We start from the raw sequence: 23,490 nt of genomic DNA on the forward strand, positions 1-23,490 counted from the left end.
GCCATATATGCTATTTATCATTATGGCTTATTGTCCACCTTTTTTGGTGGGCTTTTTTGTTGGAAAAGGAAGGAATTCTTGTTGATTATAAAGTGTTGACAATGAGTTAGTGGCTTTTAAAAAAGGCAAAGGGGTGATTTAGCATGATGAATTTTCAAGATCTAATTAATATGATCAATCAAAGCGTTGAGGAACTAGACTTCGTTACAGCAAGAAAATACATTGAACAGAATTTAGACCTAATAAAAGAAAGAAAATCCCCATTTTAAATTGTAAGGCTATTTTTAAAAATTATCCTAATTCCAGCAGAACCGGGAGTATAAATTAAAATTAGCAGGCGCCCATTATGAGAACAAAATTCTTCAGTTGAATTCTAAGTTTGACCAAGAAAGTGCAAAACTATTACTTCAACAGGAACAATTAACACGAGAGCGAATCTAAATCGGCTTTTTAAGGAAAAAAGAAATTTAATAGAGAATATACTAAGTGTTCTTAAAAAGTCAAAATAATCTCAACCAGCTAGTAACTATAATTAAAAATAGGTGATATTTATGCTAAAGAAAATTAGTTCATTAAAAGTAGTAACCAGATTAACCATCGTCATATCTTTATTATTAGTCGTTGCATTTGGGACCGGTTTTTATTCTATGTATCATCAAGCAAAAACAACCACTGAAAAATCAATCGCCAAACTAAACGAGAGTTTAGCAAGTAGAATTGCAAAAGACATTGATCCGGACGTGTATCAAAAGTTTTTAGAACATAAGCAAGAAGATGCTGCATATTGGAAGATAAGAAAACAATTAAATGATATGCGAGTGAAATCAGGCTCATTTTATGTATATACCGTAGCCTATTATGGAGGCCATCCAAGAATTATGGTTGATGGTCAACCAAAAGGATCTGATATGGCTTCTAAAATCGGAGATAAAACGTCTACTACTACTTATGAAATGATAAAGCCGGTGTTAAATGGGCATACAACAAGCACTGATATTTTGATTGATAATACTTTTGGGAATTATTTATCTTCATTTGCACCTATCAAAGACAAAAGTGGAAAAGTTATTGGCGTATTAGGGGTAGATACATCTGCAAAGTTAGTTGGTAGCATAAGTGATGAAATAATAAGTGAGAATCTGCCATTGTATTTAGGTATTACCTTGTTCCTTCTGATTTTATTTGGCGCCTTTAATATATGGTTTATCAGTTACACCTTAAAGCCGCTCAAAAGCATTGAATCGGCTCTTGATGATGTATTAAATAATGATATTGCCGAAGCCGAGGGAAAAGTTAAGAAGGCTAAGGTGAGAAATGATGATATCGGTAAATTACAAAAAACCTTAATTGCTATGTTAGAAAATTTAAAAGAAATCTTGTTACAAGTTTCAGATAGTGCCAACAGCACAAATAGTTTAGCAGAAACTGTAACAAAAGTATCTATCAAAGTCGAGGAAACGGTCGGTAAGACAAATGAGTTTGTCATGAATTTAACCGCTGGGTTAGGGTCTCAAGTGGCAACCTCCAAAGAAAGTTCAATCGCTTCAACCGAAATTGCCCAAGGCATTAATAGAATATCCGAAAGTGTTACATCTGTATCAGAACGTTCCTTTGATACCTTACATGTAGCAAAAAAAGGTTCTGAAGATATGCAAACAGTTATTGAACAAGTGAAAAAAATAAGAGATTTAATGGATGATACATCCGTAAAAATCACTACTTTAAGTTCTCGTTCTAAAGAGATAGAAAATGTATTATTAACTATTACTAATATTGCAAATCAGACCAATCTATTATCCTTAAATGCATCCATTGAGGCAGCAAGAGCCGGAGAACACGGTAAAGGATTTGCGGTTGTCGCCGATGAGGTTAGAAAGCTCGCTGATCAATCAAAACAATCTGCAGACCAAATAGCTAGCTTATTAAATTATATTCAGAAAGATACTCAATTAGCGGTTGAAGGCATGCAAAACGGAGTGAAAGAATCCCATGCGGGTCTGAATATGATCCAAATCGCAGGACAAGAATTTAATAATATAGTGGAAAGAAATAATCAAATTGCAGAAGAAATACATGAAATATCCGCAGCAGTTCAGCAAGTATCAGCCAGTGCGGAAGAAGTTGCTTCATCCATAGATGAAGTGGCTAATATAGCAAACAATTCATCCATGGAGTCTGAAAATGTTAGAGGTATATTAAATGAAACCCTCAACATTCTTGCACAAGCAAAGGGATCCTCAAATACAATGGGTGCTATGGTAAAAAATCTAAATACTACATTAAGTAAATTCAAATTGTAGTATTATACTTATGATTCCAATATTAAGGCGTGTTTAACTGTTGGTAGTTACACGCCTTTTTTATTTAGTCCAAAATTTATTTATTGGAAGAATCTTAATAGGATTTGATACTGTTTTTAAGGTAACACCATTAGATAGATACAGGGTTTATTTCTACTAATAAATAACAATGAGTAAATAAAAATTTAAATAAAATGATATTTAGAAAATTGAAGTTATTTTCCTTATCAATTTGATTATGTGAAAAACAGTATAATCAACGGATATTTTCATATATTTTGAAGGTTTTCACTTAAACTCCCTCTGTTTAATACGATTTTCTCACGAATAATCGCATATTTGCAGGATTTCATACCACTTTGTTTCGGCAAAACGGATGAATGAAAAGAGTCATGAAAGTTTTAGTTAAATGAGGGGTTAAAGCAGGACCTCCCACTAGTAATATACTGGAAGGAATTTAAAGTTCTTTAATTTGTTAATTAAATCTTATATTTTAGCACAAATACTATTTCTCTTTTAATATTGAGAATTGACGATATGCCTTGAAGTAGTTGATTCCAAAGAGAATACTCATGATTAAGGGAATTAACTTGATAATGACAAACGGTGTTTCAAATAAGAATGCTTTCCAAAACAAAGACCCTTCCATATCCCAAATCCCTTTAGTTTCATATAAACTAGAATCCTTGTATACCATATAGCTAATCATCAAAAGCGTAACAGCTAGTGATAATGAGTAGTTCATTAATCGTTTATAGTATTGTACATATGATTGACGATCTGAGAAAATCTCATTTTGACTATCAGCTGTTTTTTGCCAATAATGAATACTACCAAGTCGTGACCCTTTCATATGTGTCCAGCCAAAATCCTCATATATCGTTTTGTATTCTTCAAACTTATTTGCTGATAAATAATCCCGATAATCCAACCGTATAATATAGGCTTTGTTTGTTTTTTTAAACATATATATTCCTAATCCACTAATGTTTGTACTGCAATAACCTTTTTGTAATTGCTTATTTAACCATTGCTCTTCTTCTACAATATTAAAAAAAAATTTAAATTTCTTCATCGATCTCACTCATTTCATATAAGGATATAATATGGAGTAATCTTTCGAGCTCGATATTCAAAATTTGTATTCCTTTATCTGTAATTTTATAAACTTTTCGTCTACCAGTCTCTCCGGATACTGGCTCAATCCAACCATGCTTATTTAAATTTTCAATCGCACCATACAAAGTTCCAGCAGCCAAGATAACTGTGCCTTTACTCATTTGTTCAATCTTTTGCATAATGGCATAACCATGAAGTGGTTCACGTAGAGCTAATAAAATATAGTGCATGGTTTCAGACAATGGTAACAGTTTATGTTTCATATACTCACCTACTATTCAGTTTAACTATATAGTTGAACTTAACGATATTATATACAGTCTAACTGAATAAGTAAACGTATTTCCTTAATTTTTTTCGCTTATTAACTTTTTACTAAAGAATTCTTTAAGGGTTTTTATGGAAAGATGTAAAGTGAGTAAACAAAGTGAGGATATTAAGATTGGTGAACATTTTATGAGAGAAGCATTCCCCATTGAAGTTGATGAAGATTTGCCAAAACTACAAATAGATTTTGATTCATATGTAGCCCATACAGTTACTAATGAATCATTTACAATTTTAGACGACTATGAAATCTTTGAAGGACATTCTTTTCGAATTTTCAAGAAATCAAGGTACTTAGTCTTTATTAATAAGGGAACAATTGCTACCGATGTATTTCCTGAAGATACCTATGTACATTATGAAATTGCTTCATTAGACCATATTATTGATGTAATTTCTTATGATGAACAAAAATAACTGAAATTAAAAGAGATTCGTTTTGCAGGCGGGGGCATTGCGTTTTTTTTATTGAAGTAACGGTTAGTTCCTTAAGAACAACTTACTGTTATAATATTATTTGGAGCTTTTTTTGTAAAAAAATTTGGAGGCTTTTTTTTATGGACTTCACAAAAAAACAGGTGACTTATGATGCTGATGCAGAAATGGGCTATATTTACCTTTCTGAGCCCCATACAAATAAAATTGTGTCTACAGAAGAACTTCCTGAAAATGATGACTTAATGATAGATTTTGGAGAAGGAGTGCCCGTGATAGGTATAGAATTGGCAGGTAAGACGGCAAAGAGAATTGCAAAAATAGTTGATAGAACTAACTTTTACTATAAAGAACTCACTCCTTATGGAATGACTTATTATTCATTTAGGATCAATAATGAATTAATAAGGAAATCTGTGTCTCATCCAAATGCTGAAGCAATCCTGCTTCATTTCTCAGATGAAAATTGTCAAGATTTTGTAGGTTTCGATATAATGGACACTAAATCATATTCTGAAAAATATTTAATAGGATAGTAAGCGTTACATCTGGAACTAATACGAAGGGTGCTTTAGTTGAATAAAAATTGATTAAGTCAGCAGTTGTCTGTTGGCTTATTTATGTCGTAGTAGGACCATACCGTGTAGTAAACAACTTTTCTTTTTCAGCTACCATGTAAAAACGTACTTTTTTTGCAATTTCTGTGGTGAAGCTCTACTTAATGAATGGCTAACGGTGCAGGTTAGTGAAATAAGAAATATATGCAAGCTAAAAAATTGGATTAATTATTAATAAAAATACATACCCTAAAATATTGGAGGTATGTAAATGAAAAACTCAAAATTATTTTTAGTGGCTATGCTAATTCTTCCCTTGTTAACCCTACCATTATTAGGTCGGAATGTATTAAAAAAATATCTCCCAGCCGCAATATTTATATGTATCTTAACAAAAATATTAGATACATTCGGTGAGAGAAAAAATTGGTGGCGGTTTTATAAAGGAATTCCTCCTTTAGATAGCATGGACATGCTAAATTTTGGTCCTTACTTTGTTTCTAGTCTTTGGTTGTTAAAAATGACCTATGGGAAATTCCCACTATATTTAATTTCTAATACTATTCTTCATATATTATTTATTTTCCTAGGGATAAAATATATAAAACGTCTTAGAATACTTTCTTTAGTAAAATTAACAAAATTTCAATACTTAGCAATCGATTTTATTAGAGCATTACTTCTATATGTTTTTCAATTCTTGAAGGAAAAAGCACAGGGTGAAGTAATAAAAAGTCAAGCAAACTTAGAAATAGAATGTTCTTCAACGGGTGCCCTTTAGTTGAATAAAAATCGATTAAGTCAGCAGTTGTCTGTTGGCTTTTTTATGTCTCTATAGGACGATAATGTGCAATTAATAAATTGTAAACCCATCTTCAGCAAAACCAGCTAATAGTTGTCAACATTTTTCAATTAAAAAATTAAAATATAGATGATATACTAAAAATGAGTATGCCAAATAACCTTCCTCATCTTCAAAATTGGAAGGTTTTGTTTTGTATTGTTAAACATGGTTTTTAAGCTAATTCTTGGAAAGTGGTTTTGTTCTTTAAAAGCGCATAAATCAAGTGTAAAAGCTTATTAACACAAGCGATAATTGCTACTCTATAGGGTTTACCCTCGTCGCGTTTTTTATCGTAAAACTCTCTTAATTTTTTATTTCGAGGAATAACGGTATCACTCGTCTTTTGCTTTCGGGCATCTCGAATTCCACAGTATACAGCCATATATAATGCTTGCCGTAACCTTCTAGATCCTCTCTTTGTTATACGATTTTTGGTTGCTGTAAATCTTCCAGAAGAGTAAACACTAGGATCTATTCCCGCAAAGGCAACCAACTTTTTAGGGTGATTAAACCGATCTATTTCTCCTATTTCGGAAATGATTGTTGCCGCAATCTTTTCTCCGATACCAGGAATAGACTGGAGAATCTTATATTCTTCAATTTCTTTAGCGAGGGCATCTATTTTTGCTTCTAGTAGTGATAAATGCTCTTGATATTGAAGAACGATGGTAATTAACATCTTTAGGTTAAAAATATGACTTTCATATAAGTTATTTTGAAATGGATTTCGTAATGCTGCTTCAATAAGCTTTTGTGCTTTTTCTTTTGCCCACTTTTCAGAACGTCTAGTACATAACGATACAATCTTGTCGGTTAATACAGATTCGGTAGTATTTAGTACATGTTCAGAAGTAGGAAATATGGAAAGAGTCTGTAAAGATACTTTTGAATATAAATCACCAAAGACACCTCTATATTCAGGGAATACCTGATCTAGCACTGTTAGAAGCTGTACCTTGGTTTGTGTAGAGATACCTGTAATGATCTCTTGTTGTCTTGTAAGATTACGAAGGTTTAAGAGTTGAATACCTCTTTTCTTATACGGCTCAACTTCTTCTTTATAGAATAGTTCGCAAAGAAGATAGGCATCGACAGCGTCTGTTTTTACCTTTCTTAAACTGGCACTCCTTGCTCGATGAGAGATAAGGGGGTTCACAATAATATAAACATATTGCTGTTCCTCCAAAAATTGAATAATAGGAGAGTGGTAATGTCCTGTTGATTCTAAGATAACTGAAGGTTGCTTACCATCAGCTACTCTTTCAATCTCTTTTAAGAATCCTAATAAATTCTCAAAGCCCTCAACAGTATGCTTTACACTAAAACTTTTACGAAAAGGTTGACTCTTATCCAAGAATGCTTGTACCTGACTTTCCCCTTTAGAAACATCCAGACCAACTACTGGATTCATCATCATCTCCTCCTTAGAAATAAAGATTAGTCGGTTGTCCCTAGAGCTGCTTGTACTGTCATAGGTTCGCTTGTTAAACGGGATCTTTGTCCCAACCAGCCTGAAACATGCTTATACAAGTAGGGAGTGAACAGTTTTGCGGACGGGATCAAGTCCCACGGGCGCTACGTTCTACTCCGACTACCGCTATAATAAAACCAATTAAAAAAAGTTCAACCAGTAAAAACTGGTTAAACTTATATTACGATCGGGCGCTATCCTCGTAAAAGGATAAGCGCTTGTTTTGTATATGAGGGCATGATCATAGAAGATCATTTCAAATGAAAATTGGATTATTTTGTTAAATACACTAAGGGTTTTGAAAACTTACACTTAAACTAAACCAGCTATAGAAGTTCCTTGACTGAAATCCTAATAAAGGCTTTGTAAATTCACATAGGATTTCAAATTGGCAAAAGGATAATTTTTTGATACTTTATTTAAATCTGTTAGAATAAGGTTTCTTTGACAAATTATTTTTCTTCATACTATTTTTTTATTTACGTTATCCATTTCTTTCACAACTTGGAGGTTCCTCCATCCAACCATGTTCCATTAAAATCATTCCACCATCTTTTGCAAAATCAAACGTACTCGCCATGATACTACCCATTTTTAAAAGCAAGTCACTTCGAAAACTAAAAGCAGCTCCAACCGAATTGCTTCCGAGGCCGAACATTGATAATAAATTTGTATTATACATCATAAGCTTGTCAGAAAAAGGTGGAATTATCGAATCAGTAATCATACCTCCCGAGGTAACAGGCGCAGGTAAATCACTCTCCAGTAAAAGATTACTCATGATGGATATTATTTCTTTTGCCAGTTCTTTCCCCCTTTTAAAATAATTTTTTACGTCTGATTCTTTGGCTGCTTGCTCAAAACCCGCCATCAATTGCATCCCTGTAATATTCGTCTCTAGCGATTGGTAAACCAGACCTATTTCAACCGTATTGAGTGTCCGCTTCTTTTTAAATGGATTTAAGCCACTTGTGTAGCTTGTATCCCCAATGAGGTCAACATTTTTAGGCATAGGAATGAAAGGTGGGCGTGTCAAAATCCCTTTATCCAATAGATGCTGCGTTGTTACGGAATAAACATGTTGGGTGTCTGCTGTGAAGTCCATATACAAATTTCGAATATCCGACCTATATGACATTCCTGAATGCAAGGAATAAAGACCTGTTAAAACTTTACTCATCATTCGAAAATACATAATTGCATAGTTATCATTAAATAATTGTGGTGCATTTTTATTTACATCACTCTCGGTAAAAGCTAAAGGGATAACTGCTCCTGCATCATTGAAAATCGTTTTAATTTCTTCTTCATTTTTGATTTCAATGCTGTATATATCTTGCAAAATATCCTTGACTTCTTTTTCATTAGATTTTTCAATTAAATGTTCCAAAACCCTAAGCGCCATAGATTTTTCACGATAAGCCTGCCATAAGTTTCCTAACTCTGAGGAACTCAAAGGAATGTCAGCCATAATAGTTCTCCTTCTAGTAAAGTAATAACATAATTTTGCCCCGTTTCTCTCTTTTTATTATCACAATATTTACTTCATAAGGAATGTCAGGAAATTTAAAAAAAGCGTATAAATTATAACAATAGACCATTTAATAGAGAGAAGATATAAGTAATAGAGGCAATTGAAAGGTTATTTTGGATCATTGTACTTCCCGGATTTAGTCAATTTTTAAATAGGAAAGTCTAGAGGAGGGGTTTTATTTGTCAAGAAAAGCTTTTAGTGCATCAGGAGCTATAGCTATTGGACCATATTCACATGCAATTGAATCAGGGGATTTACTATTTTTATCCGGCCAAACTCCGGTAGATGCACAGACTGGAAAGCTTGTAGAAGGTGATATAGTTGAACAGACAAATCAATGTTTTAAGAATCTCTTCAATGTATTGGAAGCAGCAGGCTTAACACCAGATAATGTTGAAAAAGTGAATGTATTCTTAACTGATATGAATAATTTCGCAGCAATGAATAAAGTTTATTCAAAACAGTTTTCTGCTCCTTATCCTGCTCGTACAACGATTGGTGTGTCATCCCTACCTCTAGGAGCACAGGTTGAAATAGAGATGATAGCTAGAAGATAAAATTCAGGTAAAAAGGGCTCGATCAAGATAGCTCGAGCCCGTATCTTCTAAATGTTATTTGAATTTACATAGTAATAAAGGTAATGATAGATAGAAGAAAAGATGTAATAGCCATGGCAAGAAGGGGCCTTAATGCTTTTGTTCTAAGGTCCTTTAGACTTACATTCAGCCCTAATCCAATCATGGCCATCGTTAAAATAAAGGTGGTAATGAATGATACGCCGTTCATAACACTGGTTTGAATGGTAAACGCATGTCCAAGCACATAGCTTCCAAATAAGCTCATCATAATAAATCCGATTAGAAACCACGGAAATTCAATTTTCGCTTCTGAACCAGACTCAACTTTTCCTTTCCGTTTCATCCAATACAATAGGATAAAACTGAGTGGGACAAGTAGGAAGACTCGACCTAATTTGGCTAATAGAGCAATAGCAAGGGCATCCGGTCCCGCAGGAGCACCAGCTAAGGCGACATGGGCGATCTCGTGAAGACTGACACCTGACCAAACACCATATTGTAAATCAGTTAAAGGAATAAACGGTCTTAAAATTGTATAGCCAATGGAGAAAATTGTCCCCACCAATGCAATAATGCCTACACCAATTGCGGTATCTTCCTCTTTAGCTTTCAAAATCGGTGAAACGGCTGCAATGGCGGCTGCCCCACATACACCAGTTCCAATTCCAAGTAACAAAGATAATGATGCATCTGCTTTGAACCATTTTGCAAGCAATACTGTAAGGAAAATAGAAAAGACAATGGTCCCGACGTCTCTAGTAAGTAAGCCTAAACCTTGATGGAAAACAACATCCATATTTAGTTTTAATCCAAAAAGAATGATAGCAAGTCTTAATAGCTTCTTGGCTGAAAATTGGATCCCTGCACGCAACGTTTCAGGATATCCCCATAATTGTCGATAAACGATGGTGATTAAGATGGCACAGGCCAACTGTCCAACATGATCTAATCCTGGCACTTTTGATAATCCAAAACCAATTAATGCAATAATTAAGGTAAAACCAATCCCCTTTGCCATTTTATAATCTCCTTTATACGGTTTCATGCTTTTATCGTATGCTTATTCCAATGATAAGTAAAATAAATTATAATAATGATTATAATAAGCATTTGCTTATTATAACTGTTTCTAAATGTTGTTTTCAGTTAACTAAAGTTTTTGGAGGAGACATTGTGGACCAAGCTTTATTTGTTTTTATTACCGTTGCAGAACAACAAAATTTTACTCGAGCAGCTGAAATGCTTCATATAACTCAACCGGCCGTTAGTAATTATATACAGAATTTAGAACGAACTATGGATACAAAGCTGTTAGAAAGAACCAATAAATATGTCCGCCTTAACAAGGCGGGGGAAATTGTTTATCATCATGCAAAGGAAATTTTAAGTCTTTATACTTGGATGGAAAATCTTTTGGATGATATAAAAAATACAGCAAGTGGTACCCTATCCATTGGTTCTAGTTATACCTATGGGGAGTACATTCTTCCATATAAAATTGCAACTTTACTAAAAACCTATCCTTTATTGAACCCAGCCATAACTATAAGGAACTCAAATGAAATTATTGATTTAATGCTGCATCATCAAATAGATGTAGGGATAATAGAAGGAGAAATTATTAATGAGAGAATAAAGATTACGCCATTTGCAAGTGACCTCTTATCTATTATTGCTCCATCAAATCATCATCTAGTAACTAAAAAGGAAATAAGCCATTTAGAATTGAGCCAGGAGACCTGGCTAGTTCGAGAAGACGGTTCAGGGACGAGGGAAATGCAGGAAAAGGGTTTTAAAAAGTTGGGTTTTTATCCAAAAAAGCAAATGACATTTGGGAGTACACAAGTTATTAAGGAATCCATTGAAGCGGGCTTGGGAATTTCTTTACTCTCACACTCGACTATAAAAAATGAATTAGAGCTTGGAAAATTAACGTTACTTGATATCAATGGGTTTCCAATTACAAGAAATTTTTCGCTTGTAACTCCAAATGTTCCATTTCAAACAAAAGCAACCAATGTTTTTGTTGAATTATTAGTTAACGAATAAAACTATTTACAGATTTAGGGCTCTTTTCAACAATCAGGCGAAATTCTGTACCATGTATTGTTCACTACCTTGAAAGCAACAATACACTTCAATTATCTGGCACTTTTTGTTAAAGATCGTTGTGCTGTTTATGTAGCTCTTTTTTTTAGTAAACTGGCAGGATAACGGAATTAAGTTCAAGAATTTATGAAGATGGAAAAGTTGAACAGAAGGAAGTGCAAAACGATGGATTTCGAAATGGTTATGCAGGAACTGGAAGCGCTCGGCAAGGAACGAATGAAAAAGACGTACATAAGCAATGGGGCACACGAGCCGCTTTTTGGAGTAGCAACAGGCGCAATGAAACCTCTCGCAAAGAAAATCAAGAAAAATCAGCCTTTAGTCGATCAGCTTTACGCCACCGGAAACTACGATGCCATGTATTTTGCTGGAATCATTGCGGATCCAATGATAATGACTGAGGCAGATTTTGAGCGTTGGATGGATACGGCATATTTTTACATGCTTTCTGATTTTGTGGTTGCAGTAACTTTGGCAGAAACCGAATTTGCGCAAGTTGTTGCCGATAAATGGATCGCAAGCGGTGAAGAACTTAGAATGTCGGCAGGCTGGAGCTGTTACTGTTGGCTTTTGGGTAATCGCCCGGATGCTGAATTTAGCGCCAGCAAGATTTCCAGTATGCTTAATCAGGTAAAAGATACGATTCACGATGCTCCTGATCGAACGAAATCCGCTATGAATAATTTTATTTACACAGTCGGGATTTCCTATTTGCCCCTCCATGATAAGGCGATTGAAACTGCTAAGACTGTAGGTCCAATCGAAATAAGAAAAGACAAGAAAAAAAGCAGTATCCTGCTTGCTTCCGAAAATATTCAAAAGAGTATAGACAAAGGGATGCTTGGTTTCAAACGAAAAAATGTAAGGTGTTAGTAGCATAGTTTGTAGTATAACTACCCTAATTGGAAAGAGTGCTTACTACTTCTTCATTTATTTAGGCTCTTTTCTTAAACTTTGTTGCTATTTGAAACTAAATTAGAATGGTACTCCAGTTTACCGATGAAAACAGTAGGAAGTTTTTAAGAAAAGAGCACGATACCATAGTTATTTCGGGTTTTTAGACTAGGTACGAAAAACAACAATCTATGCGAAAACAGCCTTTATTTAAGAAACGAAAGATGCAAAAATACGCTGTTTTTTTATTTAATTTTAGTTGCAACAACTTAAATGGATATTTTTAAAAATATGATTGACTATGGACAAGAAATGACAGGAATTACAATAACCACAATTCCATTTATTATTTTTTACAAAAACACTTTATTGCTAGGGGAGCTCTGTTAAGTAATTAGGACAGGAAGAAAACACTTTACTAAATGGTAGAAGGAGAGCATTATGTCAAATCTCGAAAAAACATATACTACTCAAGCAAACTTCATGTTACATGGTGGAGACTATAATCCTGATCAATGGTTAGATCGACCGGATATTTTATCTAATGATCTGGAATTAATGAAGCTTTCCCATTCAAATACTTTTTCATTAAGTATATTTGCTTGGAGTACTTTAGAGCCGGAAGAAGGTATCTATCGCTTTGAGTGGCTCGATGAAATTATCGACAATATCTTTCGTATTGGTGGTCGTATTATTTTAGCCACCCCAAGTGGTGCTCGTCCAGCGTGGATGTCACAAAAATATCCTGAAGTATTGCGGACCAATGCAGCTAGAGTAAAACAATTGCACGGTGGAAGGCATAATCATTGCTTTACTTCAGGAGTTTATCGTGAGAAAACACAGAAGATCAATCGTTTGTTGGCAGAAAGGTATGGCAATCATCCTGCTCTTTTGATGTGGCATATATCTAATGAATACGGTGGGGAATGTCATTGTGAGCAATGTCAGCATGCGTTTAGAGGCTGGTTGAAACAGAAATATAATCATGATCTTAAATCTTTGAATGATGCATGGTGGGGTCCTTTTTGGAGTCACACGTTTAATGATTGGTCACAAATCGAGTCTCCTTCTCCAAATGGGGAGAGTATGGTTCACGGGTTAAATTTAGATTGGAAGCGGTTTGTTACGGAACAAACGATTTCTTTTTATGAAAATGAAATTGTTCCTTTACGTGAACTAACACCTACTATACCAATTACGACAAATTTCATGGCCGATACAAATGATTTAATTCCATTTCAAGCGCTTGATTATAGCAAGTTTGCAAAACATCTAGATGTTATTAGCTGGGATGCCTACCCAGCTTGGCACAATGACTGGGAAAGTACGGCGGATTTGGCCATGAAGGTAGGCTTTATTAATGATCTATATCGTAGCCTAAAGCAACAGCCGTTCATATTGATGGAATCTACTCCAAGTAGTGTCAATTGGCATCAAGTGAATAAGGCAAAACGTCCAGGAATGCATCTACTATCATCGATGCAAATGGTATCCCATGGGTCGGACAGTGTCATGTACTTCCAATGGCGGAAATCTCGTGGGTCGTCGGAAAAATTCCATGGTGCCGTTGTGGATCATGATAACAGTTCGGAAAATCGTGTTTTTAAAGAGGTTGCCAGGGTTGGTAAGACACTTGAAAAACTGGTAGATATTGTAGGAACAAATCGTCCAGCTGATGTGGCCATTCTTTATGATTGGGAAAGTAATTGGGCCATCAATGATGCTCAAGGATTTGGCATGGAAACGAAGCGTTATCCCCAAACATTACAACAGCATTATCGTTCCTTCTGGGAACATGATATTCCTGTCGATGTAATAACAAAAGATCAGGATTTCTCAGCGTATAAATTATTGATTGTCCCTATGCTTTACTTGGTTAGTGAGGAAACTATTGCAAGGTTAAAACAGTTTGTGGCTGATGGTGGTACTTTAGTGATGACCTATATAAGTGGACTTGTAAATGAACATGATTTAACGTATTTGGGTGGATGGCACAAGGATCTCCAAGAGATTTTTGGGATGAAACCTATTGAAACAGATACGTTATATTCAAGCGATAAAAACTATGTAAAGTATCGAAATCAATCATACGAGTTAAGAGATTATGCTACTGTTATTGATCTAAATACAGCATCCACAGAAGGCATATACGAAGATGATTTTTATGCTAATACTGCTGCTGTTACAAACCATAAATATGAAAAGGGACAAACCTACTATATTGGTGGCAGGATGGAAGATTCGTTCCACCGTGATTTTTATGCTGAAATAATTAAGGAGCTGACGCTTAAAACTATTGTTTCCGTCGGTCATGGCAAGGGAGTATCGGTGCAAGTAAGACAAGCTCCAGAATATGACTATATTTTTGTAATGAATTTTACCGAAGAAAAACAACCGGTTTCGTTTAAATCCTCCGTAAAAGATATGTTTACTAGCAAAGAGATAATCGGTGAGGTAATTTTAGAAAAATATGAAGTACTAATTGTAGAAAAAGCCAAATAGTTCGCTTTGTCTAGCTTCTCATGAGTAGGGATGGACATTCCTTCTCTTAAGGAGATATTCGCTTATTCCAAAAAAATCATATGATTAGATGTGTACAGAGGCGTATGAATTTATATTCATGCGCTTTATTCTTTGAGGAGTACCCTGCTTATTAAGTTGTTGATAGGTACTATTTGCAGTTGAGTATTTCGAAGTAATTTTAAGTAAAAATTTTAGTAAAACAATTGATTTGTTTTACTTGGGTTAGTAAAATGAATTTATAGGAAGATCCTAGTTAATTAATAAGATTTTTGGAGGAACTATTATGAACTTCACTTCATTAAATAAATCATTTTTGGACGTATATCAAGTGCTGCCTCAACAAGCTTTTTTTGCTCCAGGAAGGATTAATTTAATCGGTGAACATACCGACTATAATGGTGGGCATGTGTTTCCTTGTGCCATTACCTACGGAACTTATGCAGTAGCAAGAAAGCGCGAGGATCAGCTGATACGCCTTTACTCAGTAAATTTCCCTGAAAAAGGGATGATTGAATTTGACGTAACACAACTTGATTATAATAAGGACCATAGTTGGGCGAATTATCCAAAGGGAATGATTCGCTATATTATCGAATCTGGATATCAGCTTTCATCAGGGTTTGATTGTGCCATTCAAGGAAATATTCCAAATGGTGCTGGTTTATCCTCCTCTGCTTCCATTGAGTTGTTAACGGGTGTTATGACTAATGGCTTGTTCGAACTCGAGATACCACAGCTTGATTTAATCAAGATCGGAAAACGAGTGGAAAATGAATTTATTGGGGTTAACAGTGGGATTATGGATCAATTTGCAATAGGTATGGGGAAGGTAGATACAGGGATTTTGCTGGATTGTCAGACGCTGAAATACGAATATGCACCGATTCATTTAGAGGGGTATAAAATTTTAATTATGAATACGAACAAGCGCCGCGAGTTAGCGGAATCAAAATATAACGAGCGCAGGAGCGAATGTGAAGAGGCTCTATCGCAGCTCCAGCAAATGCTTTCTATTGATGCACTTGGTCAACTTTCGGAAGCAGAGTTTGATAAAAATCAAGCACTCATAACGAATGAAACAATACGCCGGCGTGCAAAGCATGCTGTATATGAAAATATAAGAACATTAAAGGCTTTAGAAGAGCTCAGGTCTGGGAATTTAGCGGCTTTTGGCCAATTGATTAACCAATCACATGTGTCATTAAGAGATGACTATGAAGTTACAGGGCCGGAATTAGATAGTTTAGTAGAAGCAGCATGGAATCAACCTGGAGTAATCGGTGCAAGAATGACGGGAGCGGGATTTGGAGGATGTGCAATCGCTATTGTTGCGAACGAACATGTGGAAAGCTTTATTGCAAATGTCGGTGCTGATTACGCAACCAGGATTGGCTATAATGCTGATTTTTATGTAGCAAGCATTGGTGATGGAGCAAAGAAGATTGCAATGGAGGAGATGGTGTAAATGAGTATTTTAGTTCTAGGTGGAGCGGGTTATGTTGGCTCCCATGCAGTGTACCAGTTAAAAGACCAAGGGTATGAAGTAGTGGTAATCGATAACCTACAAACAGGACATGAGGATGCGGTTCATCCAGAAGCTCGTTTATATAAAGGAGATATTCGCAGTCGCGAGTTTATGCACTCGGTATTTGAGAAAGAAAACATTGAAGCGATTATGCATTTTGCTGCAAATTCACTTGTAGGAGAATCAATGGTGGAGCCATTAAAGTATTTTGATAACAATGTGTACGGAACACAAGTCGTCCTTGAAATGATGAAGGAGTTTGGCGTGAAACATATTGTTTTTTCTTCAACAGCGGCAGTCTATGGAGAACAGAAGGTGATCCCAATAACCGAGGAAGCGTTGACGTTGCCTACGAATACGTATGGGGAAACGAAGCTAGCTATGGAAAAAATGATGGCTTGGTGCGAAAAGGCATTTGATTTGCGATACGTGGCTCTACGCTATTTTAATGTTGCCTCAGCAAGAAGTGATGGCCAGATTGGGGAAGATCACAACCCAGAAACACATTTGATTCCGGTTGTTTTGGAAGCCGCTATAGGAAAGAGACCCGCGGTTACCATATTCGGAGAGGATTATGATACGCAGGATGGTACTTGTGTTCGTGATTATATTCACGTTGAAGATTTAATTGATGCACATATTTTAGCTCTGCGGTATTTACAAAATGGTGGAGAGAGCAATGTGTTCAATCTAGGAAGTAGCCAAGGGTTCTCAGTAAGAGAAATTGTTGAAACAGCTAATGCGGTAACGGGTATTAATATTCCTGTGAAAATGGGTGAACGACGTGCGGGTGATCCTAGTACGTTGATTGCTTCTTCAGAAAAAGCTAAACAGGTTTTGGGCTGGAAGCCAACAAGAACGTCGATTCATCAAATTGTCGATAATGCCTGGAGCTGGCATTTTCAGCATCCTAATGGCTATCAAAAATAGAGGTGAATCTTGTGATTAACGAATTGATTCAACAATTAGTCTGTCAAGCAATTGCAACAAGATTAATCGAGCCCGAAGATGAAAGATATGCACGAAATCAAGTTTTATCATTCCTTCGTATAGATGATTTTAAGGAAAATAGAGGGATAGAGGAAAGCGATCAGAATTTATCTATTCCCGATATAGTAGAACAACTTGTTAAATACGCTTGTGAGCAAGGAATTATCGACAATATATTTGACGAAAAAGAAATCTTTTCAAGTAAAATTATGAACTGTTTTATTGCACGTCCCTCCACAGTAAATCGGCTTTTTTATAAAGAATATAAACAGGATCCAAAAGCAGCGACAGAGTATTTTTATGAACTAAGTAAAAATAGTAATTATATTCAGATGAAACGGATTCGGAACAATATTGATTATAAGGTCGGTACCGATTATGGTGAACTAGACATTACAATCAATTTATCAAAGCCAGAAAAAGACCCAAAGAGTATTGAGCTTGAACGGTCAATGAAAAAAAACGACTATCCAAAATGCTTATTATGCGTTGAAAACGAGGGGTATGCTGGAAGAATTGGCCATCCTGCGCGCTCCAATCACCGGATGATTCGGGTGGATTTACAGAAGGAAAGTTGGTATCTGCAATATTCGCCCTATATGTATTACAACGAGCATTGTATCGTATTGTCAGAAAAACATACCGATATGAAAATTAGCTCCACTACATTTCGAAGAATTTTAACTTTTGTTGAGCAGTTTCCGCATTATTTCGTAGGTTCCAATGCTGACATACCAATTGTGGGGGGTTCAATTTTATGGCACGATCATTATCAAGGTGGTCATTATGATTTTGCAATGGCGAAGGCTACCTCTGATTTTAGCTTTGATATGAAAGGCTTTGGGGATGTCGCATGCTCGGTTGTAAAATGGCCGATGTCTGTCATCCGTCTACAATCAAAGAAAATCGACTTACTCGTTGAAGCCGGTGACCAAATTTTAACTTCATGGAAAAACTATAGTGACAAAGCTCTCGAGATATTGGCTAGTACTGGTGAGACCCCGCACAATACGATTACACCGATTGCACGAAAAAATGGTGAATTATTTGAACTAGACTTAGTGTTACGGAATAACCGGACGAACGAAGAACATCCACTAGGCATATTCCATCCACATGCGGATGTACACCATATCAAAAAGGAAAACATCGGTCTAATTGAAGTGATGGGACTTGCAGTGTTGCCGGCGCGTTTAAAGGATGAACTATCAGAAATCGAGAACTATTTACTCGGCAAAAGTGCAATAGTAGCACGCTATCACTTAGACTGGGCAGAAGAGTTAAAAGCATGCTTTGGGTCTGTTGTGGACGAAACAAATGTGCAACAGCTAGTGAGAGAAGAAGTAGGGAAGAAGTTTATGAGAGCATTAGAGGATGCCGGAGTATTTAAGCGCAATGAAGATGGAACTGCTGGGTTCCACCGCTTTATCCAATCGTTGTAACTGTTTCCTTCCTTATTTTTTAAAAACTTGAGCATTATTCCTAACTATTGTTTTAAAACTAGATGAATTTTATTAGTAGAAAACAACATATCGTTTTTTTCTACTACATTAGGAGTTTGATTTATGGCTACCATTAAGGATATTGCACAAATTGCTGGATTTTCAATTGCAACTGTTTCTCGTGTCTTGAATTATGATACAAGTCTGTCAGTTAGCGATGAAACTAAAAAGAGAATTTTCGAAGTTGCAGAAGAACTATCGTATAAGAAGAAGCTAGTACGAAAACAAGATGTTGGAAAGGTTGCCCTTTTGCAATGGTATACCGAGAAAGAAGAGCTGGAAGATTTGTATTACATGTCGATTCGGTTAGGGGTTGAAAATCGCTGCCGTCATCAGTCCATCAATGTGATTAGGTACTTTCAAGACAACTATGAGGATATGAAAAACGAAGATATCCAAGGGCTGATTGCAATTGGGAAGTTTAGCAATAAGCAAGTGAAAGAGCTGAATTCGATTACAAAAAATATCGTGTTTGTGGACACGGCTCCGGATGAAGAAAAATTTGATTCCATCGTCATTGACTTTGAAAAAGCAACCAAAAAAGTACTAGATTACTTTTTAGAAAAGAGTCATGAAAAAATTGGTTATCTTGGTGGAAAAGAAACGTTTAAGGACAAAACGTCCACGATAGAAGACCTGAGGGAAATCACCTTCAAACAGTATTTAGGAGAAAAAGGGAAGTTAGATGAAGCATTTATATATAATGGAAGCTTTTCTGTAGATGCAGGGCATTCCTTGATGAAAGAGGCGATTGAAGAACACGGAGACCAGCTACCTACCGCTTTTTTCGCAGGTAATGATTCCATTGCAGTGGGAGCGCTAAGAGCCTTATTAGAGGCAGGTATTTCTGTTCCAGAGCGCGTGAACATTATCGGTGTGAATGATGTTAGCATTTCTAAATATGTGTTTCCTGCTCTAAGTACCGTTAGGGTGTATACCGAACTCATGGGGGAAACCGCCGTTGATACCCTATTGGAAAGAATGGAAGGCAGGAAAATAGCCAAAAAAATATTCATCGCCACAAAGCTCATCATAAGAAACAGCAGCTTTTAAACCATAATTTCAAATAGGCCAGCCCTAAGCCCAGTATTACATTAGAGAAAATTAGGTACCTAACCCTCTATTCATAAATACGTAAACGTGATGGGGGTCAGCACCCTTTTTCACTTTGAAATTTGATGTTGCCAAAGAGGACGAAGGAAATATGTGAATATCGGCTTCATTATCATTTTGAGCGGAAAGCGAAAAGACCACAGAATTAATATCTGTTGGTCCTTTTTTAATGAATTTAGAATTTATTTATGAATTTTATTTACATTTAAAATGGGTATTAGCCTAACTATCTCTTGTGGAAGGCATTTTAGACCAGGGCTCAGTCTCTAGTTTTTCCACTATTTTTCTTTCTATTGAGTTAAAAGGGAAATTTGCATAGGAATGAATTTAAAAAATAATATCAAAGTGAGATGTTTTTTCTCTCTTTGATGGATAAATTTCAAAAGAGTCTGGAATTATTTTTGTCGAGTGGTAGATCATTTCAGATACCGTAACACATTTATACCCGTTCTTGTATAAAAAACCCAAAATATTATCTAGTGCCTTAACTGTTTAACAAGTCTGAGTATATTCAGTACCGTGCCAATCATGAAATAATATGATATTACCTGGCTTTACCCCTTTTGTAATCGAGTTACAAATTCGACTCACAGGAGGATCTGACCAATCACGAGAATCTTGATTCCAGATCACGACATCTTTTCCGTTTTTTATCGCTGTATTAACAATTAAATCATTATAAATACCTCCAACAGGACGATAAAGAGACGGTTTGAAACCTGTAACCTTTTGTATAATTTTATCTGTATCATCTATTTCTGATGAAAGTTTTACTGAGGTAATATCATAACCATAAATATGGTGAAAAGTATGATTGGCAATTTCGTGTCCTTCTTTTACTTCTCTTTTTAAAAGTGCAGGAAACCTTATTACTTTATTACCTGCAACAAAGAAGGTGGCTTTAGCATCATACTTAGCTAATAGATCAAGTATTTGAGGAGTAAAAATAGGATGTGGTCCATCATCAAAAGTAAGAGCCACTAATTTTTCCTTTGAGTTTACTTCCCAAAAAACATGTCCCGTTTTTTCGTATTCCTCATGACTTTTAGTAGATGCGTCCACGTTTATTTGATAGGAGAATAAAGGAATCAATAAAAGTACCGTAAAAACCATTATTTTTTTCATTAGATACACTCCTCGTACGAATGTACTTAGTTTGTGGAGTCTTTATTAAAAATATTAAGAGAAAGTGGGAATAAGATCATTTGCAGGGGTTTTTGATCAGTATAAAGATTAGATGAAATAGTTGGGAGGATCCTTATTAAACGGGGGATTGTTCCTTTGCAAATGATTTTTTAACAAGCCGAAAACATGCAAGTTGTTAATCATCGTTTATATGTTTTCGACTTATTAGCCATTAGTAACACATGCATGCTATGACTTTATTTTTTAAATTGCAAAAAACACTCAATTTGCTCCCAAAGATGATCAAATGTGTGTCATCGGTCCCATATCCAAAATATATTGAAATGTATCATATTAAACGTATAGAGGGGGAACCGATGTATTTTTTAAAATCAATTTCCAATAATGTTAAATCGGATCAATTAGTCTTCAATAACTATTCAAAAACGAAGCAGCTCATTTTTGGGGCATTGTTCGCCAGCATTGCAGCTGTTCTCCAAGCAGCAGGCGGTTTTTTACCTGGGGTTGGGTATTTGATCAGCCCCTTTTCGACTGCACCGATTCTTTTTATTTCGATACTTTCCCTTCCACTTGGTGCTATGACCTACTTACTTACAACCTTATTATTACTCATCCTTCAGCCAAGTGAACTAATTGTTTTTCCTTTTACAACAGGGCTTATAGGACTGGGGATCGGTGCTGCTTTTACCTATTTCAAGAAGAGGTTGAGTATTATCGTTGCTGGTGCTGTTCTGTTAACTTTAGGCATTAGTAGCCTATTATATGGTTTACAATTTCCAGTCCTAGGTCCGGTCGTCTCAGAATCCTTTTCAATTTTAGTAATAAGTGGTATTTCTTTATTTGCTTTCATTTATAATTGGATTTGGGTTGAAATTGCTTTAGTCTTTATTAAAAGAATAAAATTATTATAGCTTTGTTACTTTCCAATTCACGCCAGTATTCGGAATAGCATCTATTTTTTTCCGGCAGGTTTAAAGATGCAAAAGTCGGTGATATACATTTCATTTTGTTTTCCAAAGGTAACATCAATAGGTCTTTCTAGACCGCCGCCTCCCGTTGCAGTTGCAGAAGCCCTGTTTTATTACTATCAAACGTCGTAATTTTTCCCGTTTCCGTTTTGATTCTAGATATACTATGACCAACTCTTGGTGCTGGGTTTCCACCGGTCGTATTTGGCGCCTTACTACCAAACTCCGCCATAAACGCCTCTCCAATGGGACCGAAGGCTGGATCATAGTTGAAATCAAAGTCCATAATCGCCGAATGCGGTGCAAATGCTGCAAAGAGCGACTCCTGCAATGGAGTTATTGTCACATAGTGTTAGCAACCTCTTAGACAGTTGAAGAAGATACTTATGATAAAGGATTTTATCAAGGGATTGAAATTTTTGAAAAGCTGTATGAAGCTACTTTTGGAACTGTGATTAACACATTCCAAACGCCTAAATGACTATTCTACAAACATGCGCTATCCACTAAAAAGGGGATAGCGCATGTTTTCTAAATTTAGATTTAAGTAGAGAGTGGCATAAGTATATGAAGATACAATTGAGGATCATATTGTGCACTATGTGGGAGAGTGAAAAATGAAAGAAACGAGCTATCTGATTGTAAAGAACTTTGTACTCAAACAGCTCATTAAAATTTTAATATGAAGTAGGGAATGAAGCCCATGGCGGTCTCCAAGAGGGATTCCAAAAATGGCCAGGAACTGTGTATGGGTGCTGAATATATGGCATTGAGTGATGGTGATGAGGAGAGTGGTGATAGGTATAGTGGTTATAATGTGCAATACAAGCTCCAGGATGACTAGGATGTTGACCAGTTACAATAGTATAAGACAAATACAACACCTCTTTCAAAGAGTATAATTTTATAGTATGAGTTACAGTTAATTTCGTTACTTTTATGAAAGAAAATAGGTGAAAAATGTTTTTGAATTAATTACTATATGAGGAAGTGTAAAGGACCCCATTATGAAACCTCCCAGGTATAATAAAATATTAATAGATTAACATATAATCCCATATAATTCCTCGAGTGATATTAATAACGGTAAACATTTTTATGACAATTAGCCAGATACCTATTTCAATAAGGAATCAATTGGAGAAACGTTGGGTCAAGTGGGTAAGGTTCTTTAAAATGAGAGATTTGCTTTTTTGTTGAAGATTTTCTGTTAGAAGACGAAACATATGTTCTTACTTTAGAATTATAATGGTATAATTGTAGGGTAATAGAATAGGTTTTCTCAAGGGTGGGCGGCTCACTCCCCAAAAGAAAGGGGGTGATGCTGAATGACAGTATTTGAAGCATTAATGATTACGATTGCTTTTGCAAGTTTGATCGTAGCTATCCTGTCATTTAACCAAAAATAATCCACCCTTGAGTTGATGGCTCTGCTGGGTGGATTATCTCGCCTAAATAGCCGACCCCTTAAAGGGAACCGTCTATTGCATGACCGGACATGTTAGAGCATGTCTGGTCATTTTTATTTTATGCATAGTATATCTATTATTATACC

At 35.6% G+C, this 23,490-nt stretch carries 22 protein-coding genes and 1 pseudogene; 15 read left to right on the forward strand and 8 right to left on the reverse strand.

All coding sequences use genetic code 11. From position 1 onward, the window contains the following. Nucleotides 1-143: 143 nt before the first annotated feature. The gene (locus tag RCG20_RS00050; RefSeq protein WP_308182209.1) at nucleotides 144-269 is read left to right on the forward strand and encodes a hypothetical protein; all 126 of its coding nucleotides are present in this window, start codon (nucleotides 144-146) and stop codon (nucleotides 267-269) included. A 282-nt stretch (nucleotides 270-551) separates the two neighbouring features. After that, nucleotides 552-2,300 (forward strand): methyl-accepting chemotaxis protein, encoded by a 1,749-nt coding sequence (locus tag RCG20_RS00055; protein WP_308182210.1) that lies wholly within the window; start codon nucleotides 552-554, stop codon nucleotides 2,298-2,300. A gap of 505 nt (nucleotides 2,301-2,805) precedes the next feature. On the opposite strand, the gene RCG20_RS00060 is transcribed toward RCG20_RS00055, so the two are convergent. Further along, nucleotides 2,806-3,375, reverse strand: a complete 570-nt coding sequence (locus RCG20_RS00060; RefSeq protein ID WP_308182211.1) for a DUF2812 domain-containing protein — start codon at nucleotides 3,373-3,375, stop codon at nucleotides 2,806-2,808. Beyond that, a complete protein-coding gene (locus RCG20_RS00065) occupies nucleotides 3,362-3,682 on the reverse strand; it encodes a PadR family transcriptional regulator (RefSeq protein WP_308182212.1) in 321 nt (106 codons plus the stop codon). The genes RCG20_RS00060 and RCG20_RS00065 overlap by 14 nt, the downstream gene beginning before the upstream one ends. 151 nt (nucleotides 3,683-3,833) lie before the next feature. On the opposite strand from RCG20_RS00065, the gene RCG20_RS00070 reads away from it, so the two are divergent. From RCG20_RS00070 to RCG20_RS00080, 3 genes are all read left to right on the forward strand, one after another. Continuing rightward, nucleotides 3,834-4,163 (forward strand): hypothetical protein, encoded by a 330-nt coding sequence (locus RCG20_RS00070; RefSeq protein WP_308182213.1) that lies wholly within the window; start codon nucleotides 3,834-3,836, stop codon nucleotides 4,161-4,163. Nucleotides 4,164-4,303: 140 nt separating this feature from the next. Beyond that, nucleotides 4,304-4,717 (forward strand): DUF2283 domain-containing protein, encoded by a 414-nt coding sequence (locus tag RCG20_RS00075; protein WP_308182214.1) that lies wholly within the window; start codon nucleotides 4,304-4,306, stop codon nucleotides 4,715-4,717. Nucleotides 4,718-5,009: 292 nt separating this feature from the next. Beyond that, nucleotides 5,010-5,519: a hypothetical protein gene (locus tag RCG20_RS00080; RefSeq protein ID WP_308182215.1), complete on the forward strand. Its 510-nt coding sequence runs from the start codon at nucleotides 5,010-5,012 to the stop codon at nucleotides 5,517-5,519. A 235-nt stretch (nucleotides 5,520-5,754) separates the two neighbouring features. On the opposite strand, the gene RCG20_RS00085 is transcribed toward RCG20_RS00080, so the two are convergent. Both RCG20_RS00085 and RCG20_RS00090 read right to left on the reverse strand, forming a co-directional pair. Beyond that, nucleotides 5,755-6,993: an IS110 family RNA-guided transposase gene (locus tag RCG20_RS00085; RefSeq protein WP_308181253.1), complete on the reverse strand. Its 1,239-nt coding sequence runs from the start codon at nucleotides 6,991-6,993 to the stop codon at nucleotides 5,755-5,757. Between the two features lie 544 nt (nucleotides 6,994-7,537). Continuing rightward, nucleotides 7,538-8,524 (reverse strand): DUF3231 family protein, encoded by a 987-nt coding sequence (locus tag RCG20_RS00090; protein WP_308182216.1) that lies wholly within the window; start codon nucleotides 8,522-8,524, stop codon nucleotides 7,538-7,540. 242 nt (nucleotides 8,525-8,766) lie between these two features. Between RCG20_RS00090 and RCG20_RS00095 the strand changes: the two genes are divergently transcribed. Then, entirely contained in the window at nucleotides 8,767-9,144 is a 378-nt protein-coding gene (locus RCG20_RS00095; RefSeq protein WP_308182217.1) for a RidA family protein, read from the forward strand. 64 nt (nucleotides 9,145-9,208) lie between these two features. Here RCG20_RS00095 and RCG20_RS00100 read toward each other — a convergent pair whose 3' ends face one another. Then, nucleotides 9,209-10,183: a YeiH family protein gene (locus RCG20_RS00100; RefSeq protein WP_308182218.1), complete on the reverse strand. Its 975-nt coding sequence runs from the start codon at nucleotides 10,181-10,183 to the stop codon at nucleotides 9,209-9,211. A 155-nt stretch (nucleotides 10,184-10,338) separates the two neighbouring features. Between RCG20_RS00100 and RCG20_RS00105 the strand changes: the two genes are divergently transcribed. From RCG20_RS00105 to RCG20_RS00135, 7 genes are all read left to right on the forward strand, one after another. Continuing rightward, nucleotides 10,339-11,214 carry a LysR family transcriptional regulator gene (locus RCG20_RS00105; RefSeq protein ID WP_308182219.1) on the forward strand — a complete coding sequence of 292 codons (876 nt, stop codon included), beginning with the start codon at nucleotides 10,339-10,341 and terminating at the stop codon, nucleotides 11,212-11,214. Between the two features lie 225 nt (nucleotides 11,215-11,439). Then, entirely contained in the window at nucleotides 11,440-12,147 is a 708-nt protein-coding gene (locus RCG20_RS00110; protein WP_308182220.1) for a DNA alkylation repair protein, read from the forward strand. A 459-nt stretch (nucleotides 12,148-12,606) separates the two neighbouring features. Next, the gene (locus RCG20_RS00115) at nucleotides 12,607-14,670 is read left to right on the forward strand and encodes a beta-galactosidase GanA (protein ID WP_308184428.1); all 2,064 of its coding nucleotides are present in this window, start codon (nucleotides 12,607-12,609) and stop codon (nucleotides 14,668-14,670) included. 304 nt (nucleotides 14,671-14,974) lie between these two features. Next, on the forward strand, nucleotides 14,975-16,156 hold the full coding sequence (locus tag RCG20_RS00120; RefSeq protein WP_308182221.1) for a galactokinase: 1,182 nt from the start codon (nucleotides 14,975-14,977) through the stop codon (nucleotides 16,154-16,156). After that, nucleotides 16,157-17,146, forward strand: coding sequence for a UDP-glucose 4-epimerase GalE (gene galE / locus RCG20_RS00125; protein ID WP_308182222.1), 990 nt, complete (start codon nucleotides 16,157-16,159; stop codon nucleotides 17,144-17,146). It abuts the gene before it with no gap. Nucleotides 17,147-17,157: 11 nt separating this feature from the next. Beyond that, the gene (galT, locus tag RCG20_RS00130) at nucleotides 17,158-18,648 is read left to right on the forward strand and encodes a UDP-glucose--hexose-1-phosphate uridylyltransferase (RefSeq protein WP_308182223.1); all 1,491 of its coding nucleotides are present in this window, start codon (nucleotides 17,158-17,160) and stop codon (nucleotides 18,646-18,648) included. A gap of 123 nt (nucleotides 18,649-18,771) precedes the next feature. Continuing rightward, complete coding sequence (locus RCG20_RS00135; RefSeq protein WP_308182224.1) at nucleotides 18,772-19,761, forward strand: LacI family DNA-binding transcriptional regulator; 990 nt, start codon at nucleotides 18,772-18,774, stop codon at nucleotides 19,759-19,761. A 387-nt stretch (nucleotides 19,762-20,148) separates the two neighbouring features. Here the strand turns inward: RCG20_RS00135 and RCG20_RS00140 are convergent. Beyond that, nucleotides 20,149-20,946, reverse strand: a pseudogene (locus RCG20_RS00140) (polysaccharide deacetylase family protein). 377 nt (nucleotides 20,947-21,323) lie between these two features. Between RCG20_RS00140 and RCG20_RS00145 the strand changes: the two are divergent. Continuing rightward, nucleotides 21,324-21,878: a hypothetical protein gene (locus RCG20_RS00145; protein WP_308182225.1), complete on the forward strand. Its 555-nt coding sequence runs from the start codon at nucleotides 21,324-21,326 to the stop codon at nucleotides 21,876-21,878. A 127-nt stretch (nucleotides 21,879-22,005) separates the two neighbouring features. Here the strand turns inward: RCG20_RS00145 and RCG20_RS00150 are convergent, their stop codons facing one another. Together RCG20_RS00150 and RCG20_RS00155 are read right to left on the reverse strand one after the other, a co-directional pair. Then, nucleotides 22,006-22,167, reverse strand: a complete 162-nt coding sequence (locus RCG20_RS00150; protein ID WP_308182226.1) for a hypothetical protein — start codon at nucleotides 22,165-22,167, stop codon at nucleotides 22,006-22,008. 445 nt (nucleotides 22,168-22,612) lie between these two features. Then, nucleotides 22,613-22,810 (reverse strand): hypothetical protein, encoded by a 198-nt coding sequence (locus RCG20_RS00155; protein WP_308182227.1) that lies wholly within the window; start codon nucleotides 22,808-22,810, stop codon nucleotides 22,613-22,615. A gap of 474 nt (nucleotides 22,811-23,284) precedes the next feature. Here RCG20_RS00155 and RCG20_RS21695 point away from each other — a divergent pair, with 474 nt between their 5' ends. After that, nucleotides 23,285-23,344 (forward strand): hypothetical protein, encoded by a 60-nt coding sequence (locus RCG20_RS21695; RefSeq protein WP_374120557.1) that lies wholly within the window; start codon nucleotides 23,285-23,287, stop codon nucleotides 23,342-23,344. Nucleotides 23,345-23,490: the final 146 nt, after the last annotated feature.

This window comes from Neobacillus sp. PS3-40 (assembly GCF_030915485.1).
Lineage (GTDB): Bacteria > Bacillota > Bacilli > Bacillales > Cytobacillaceae > JAUZPL01.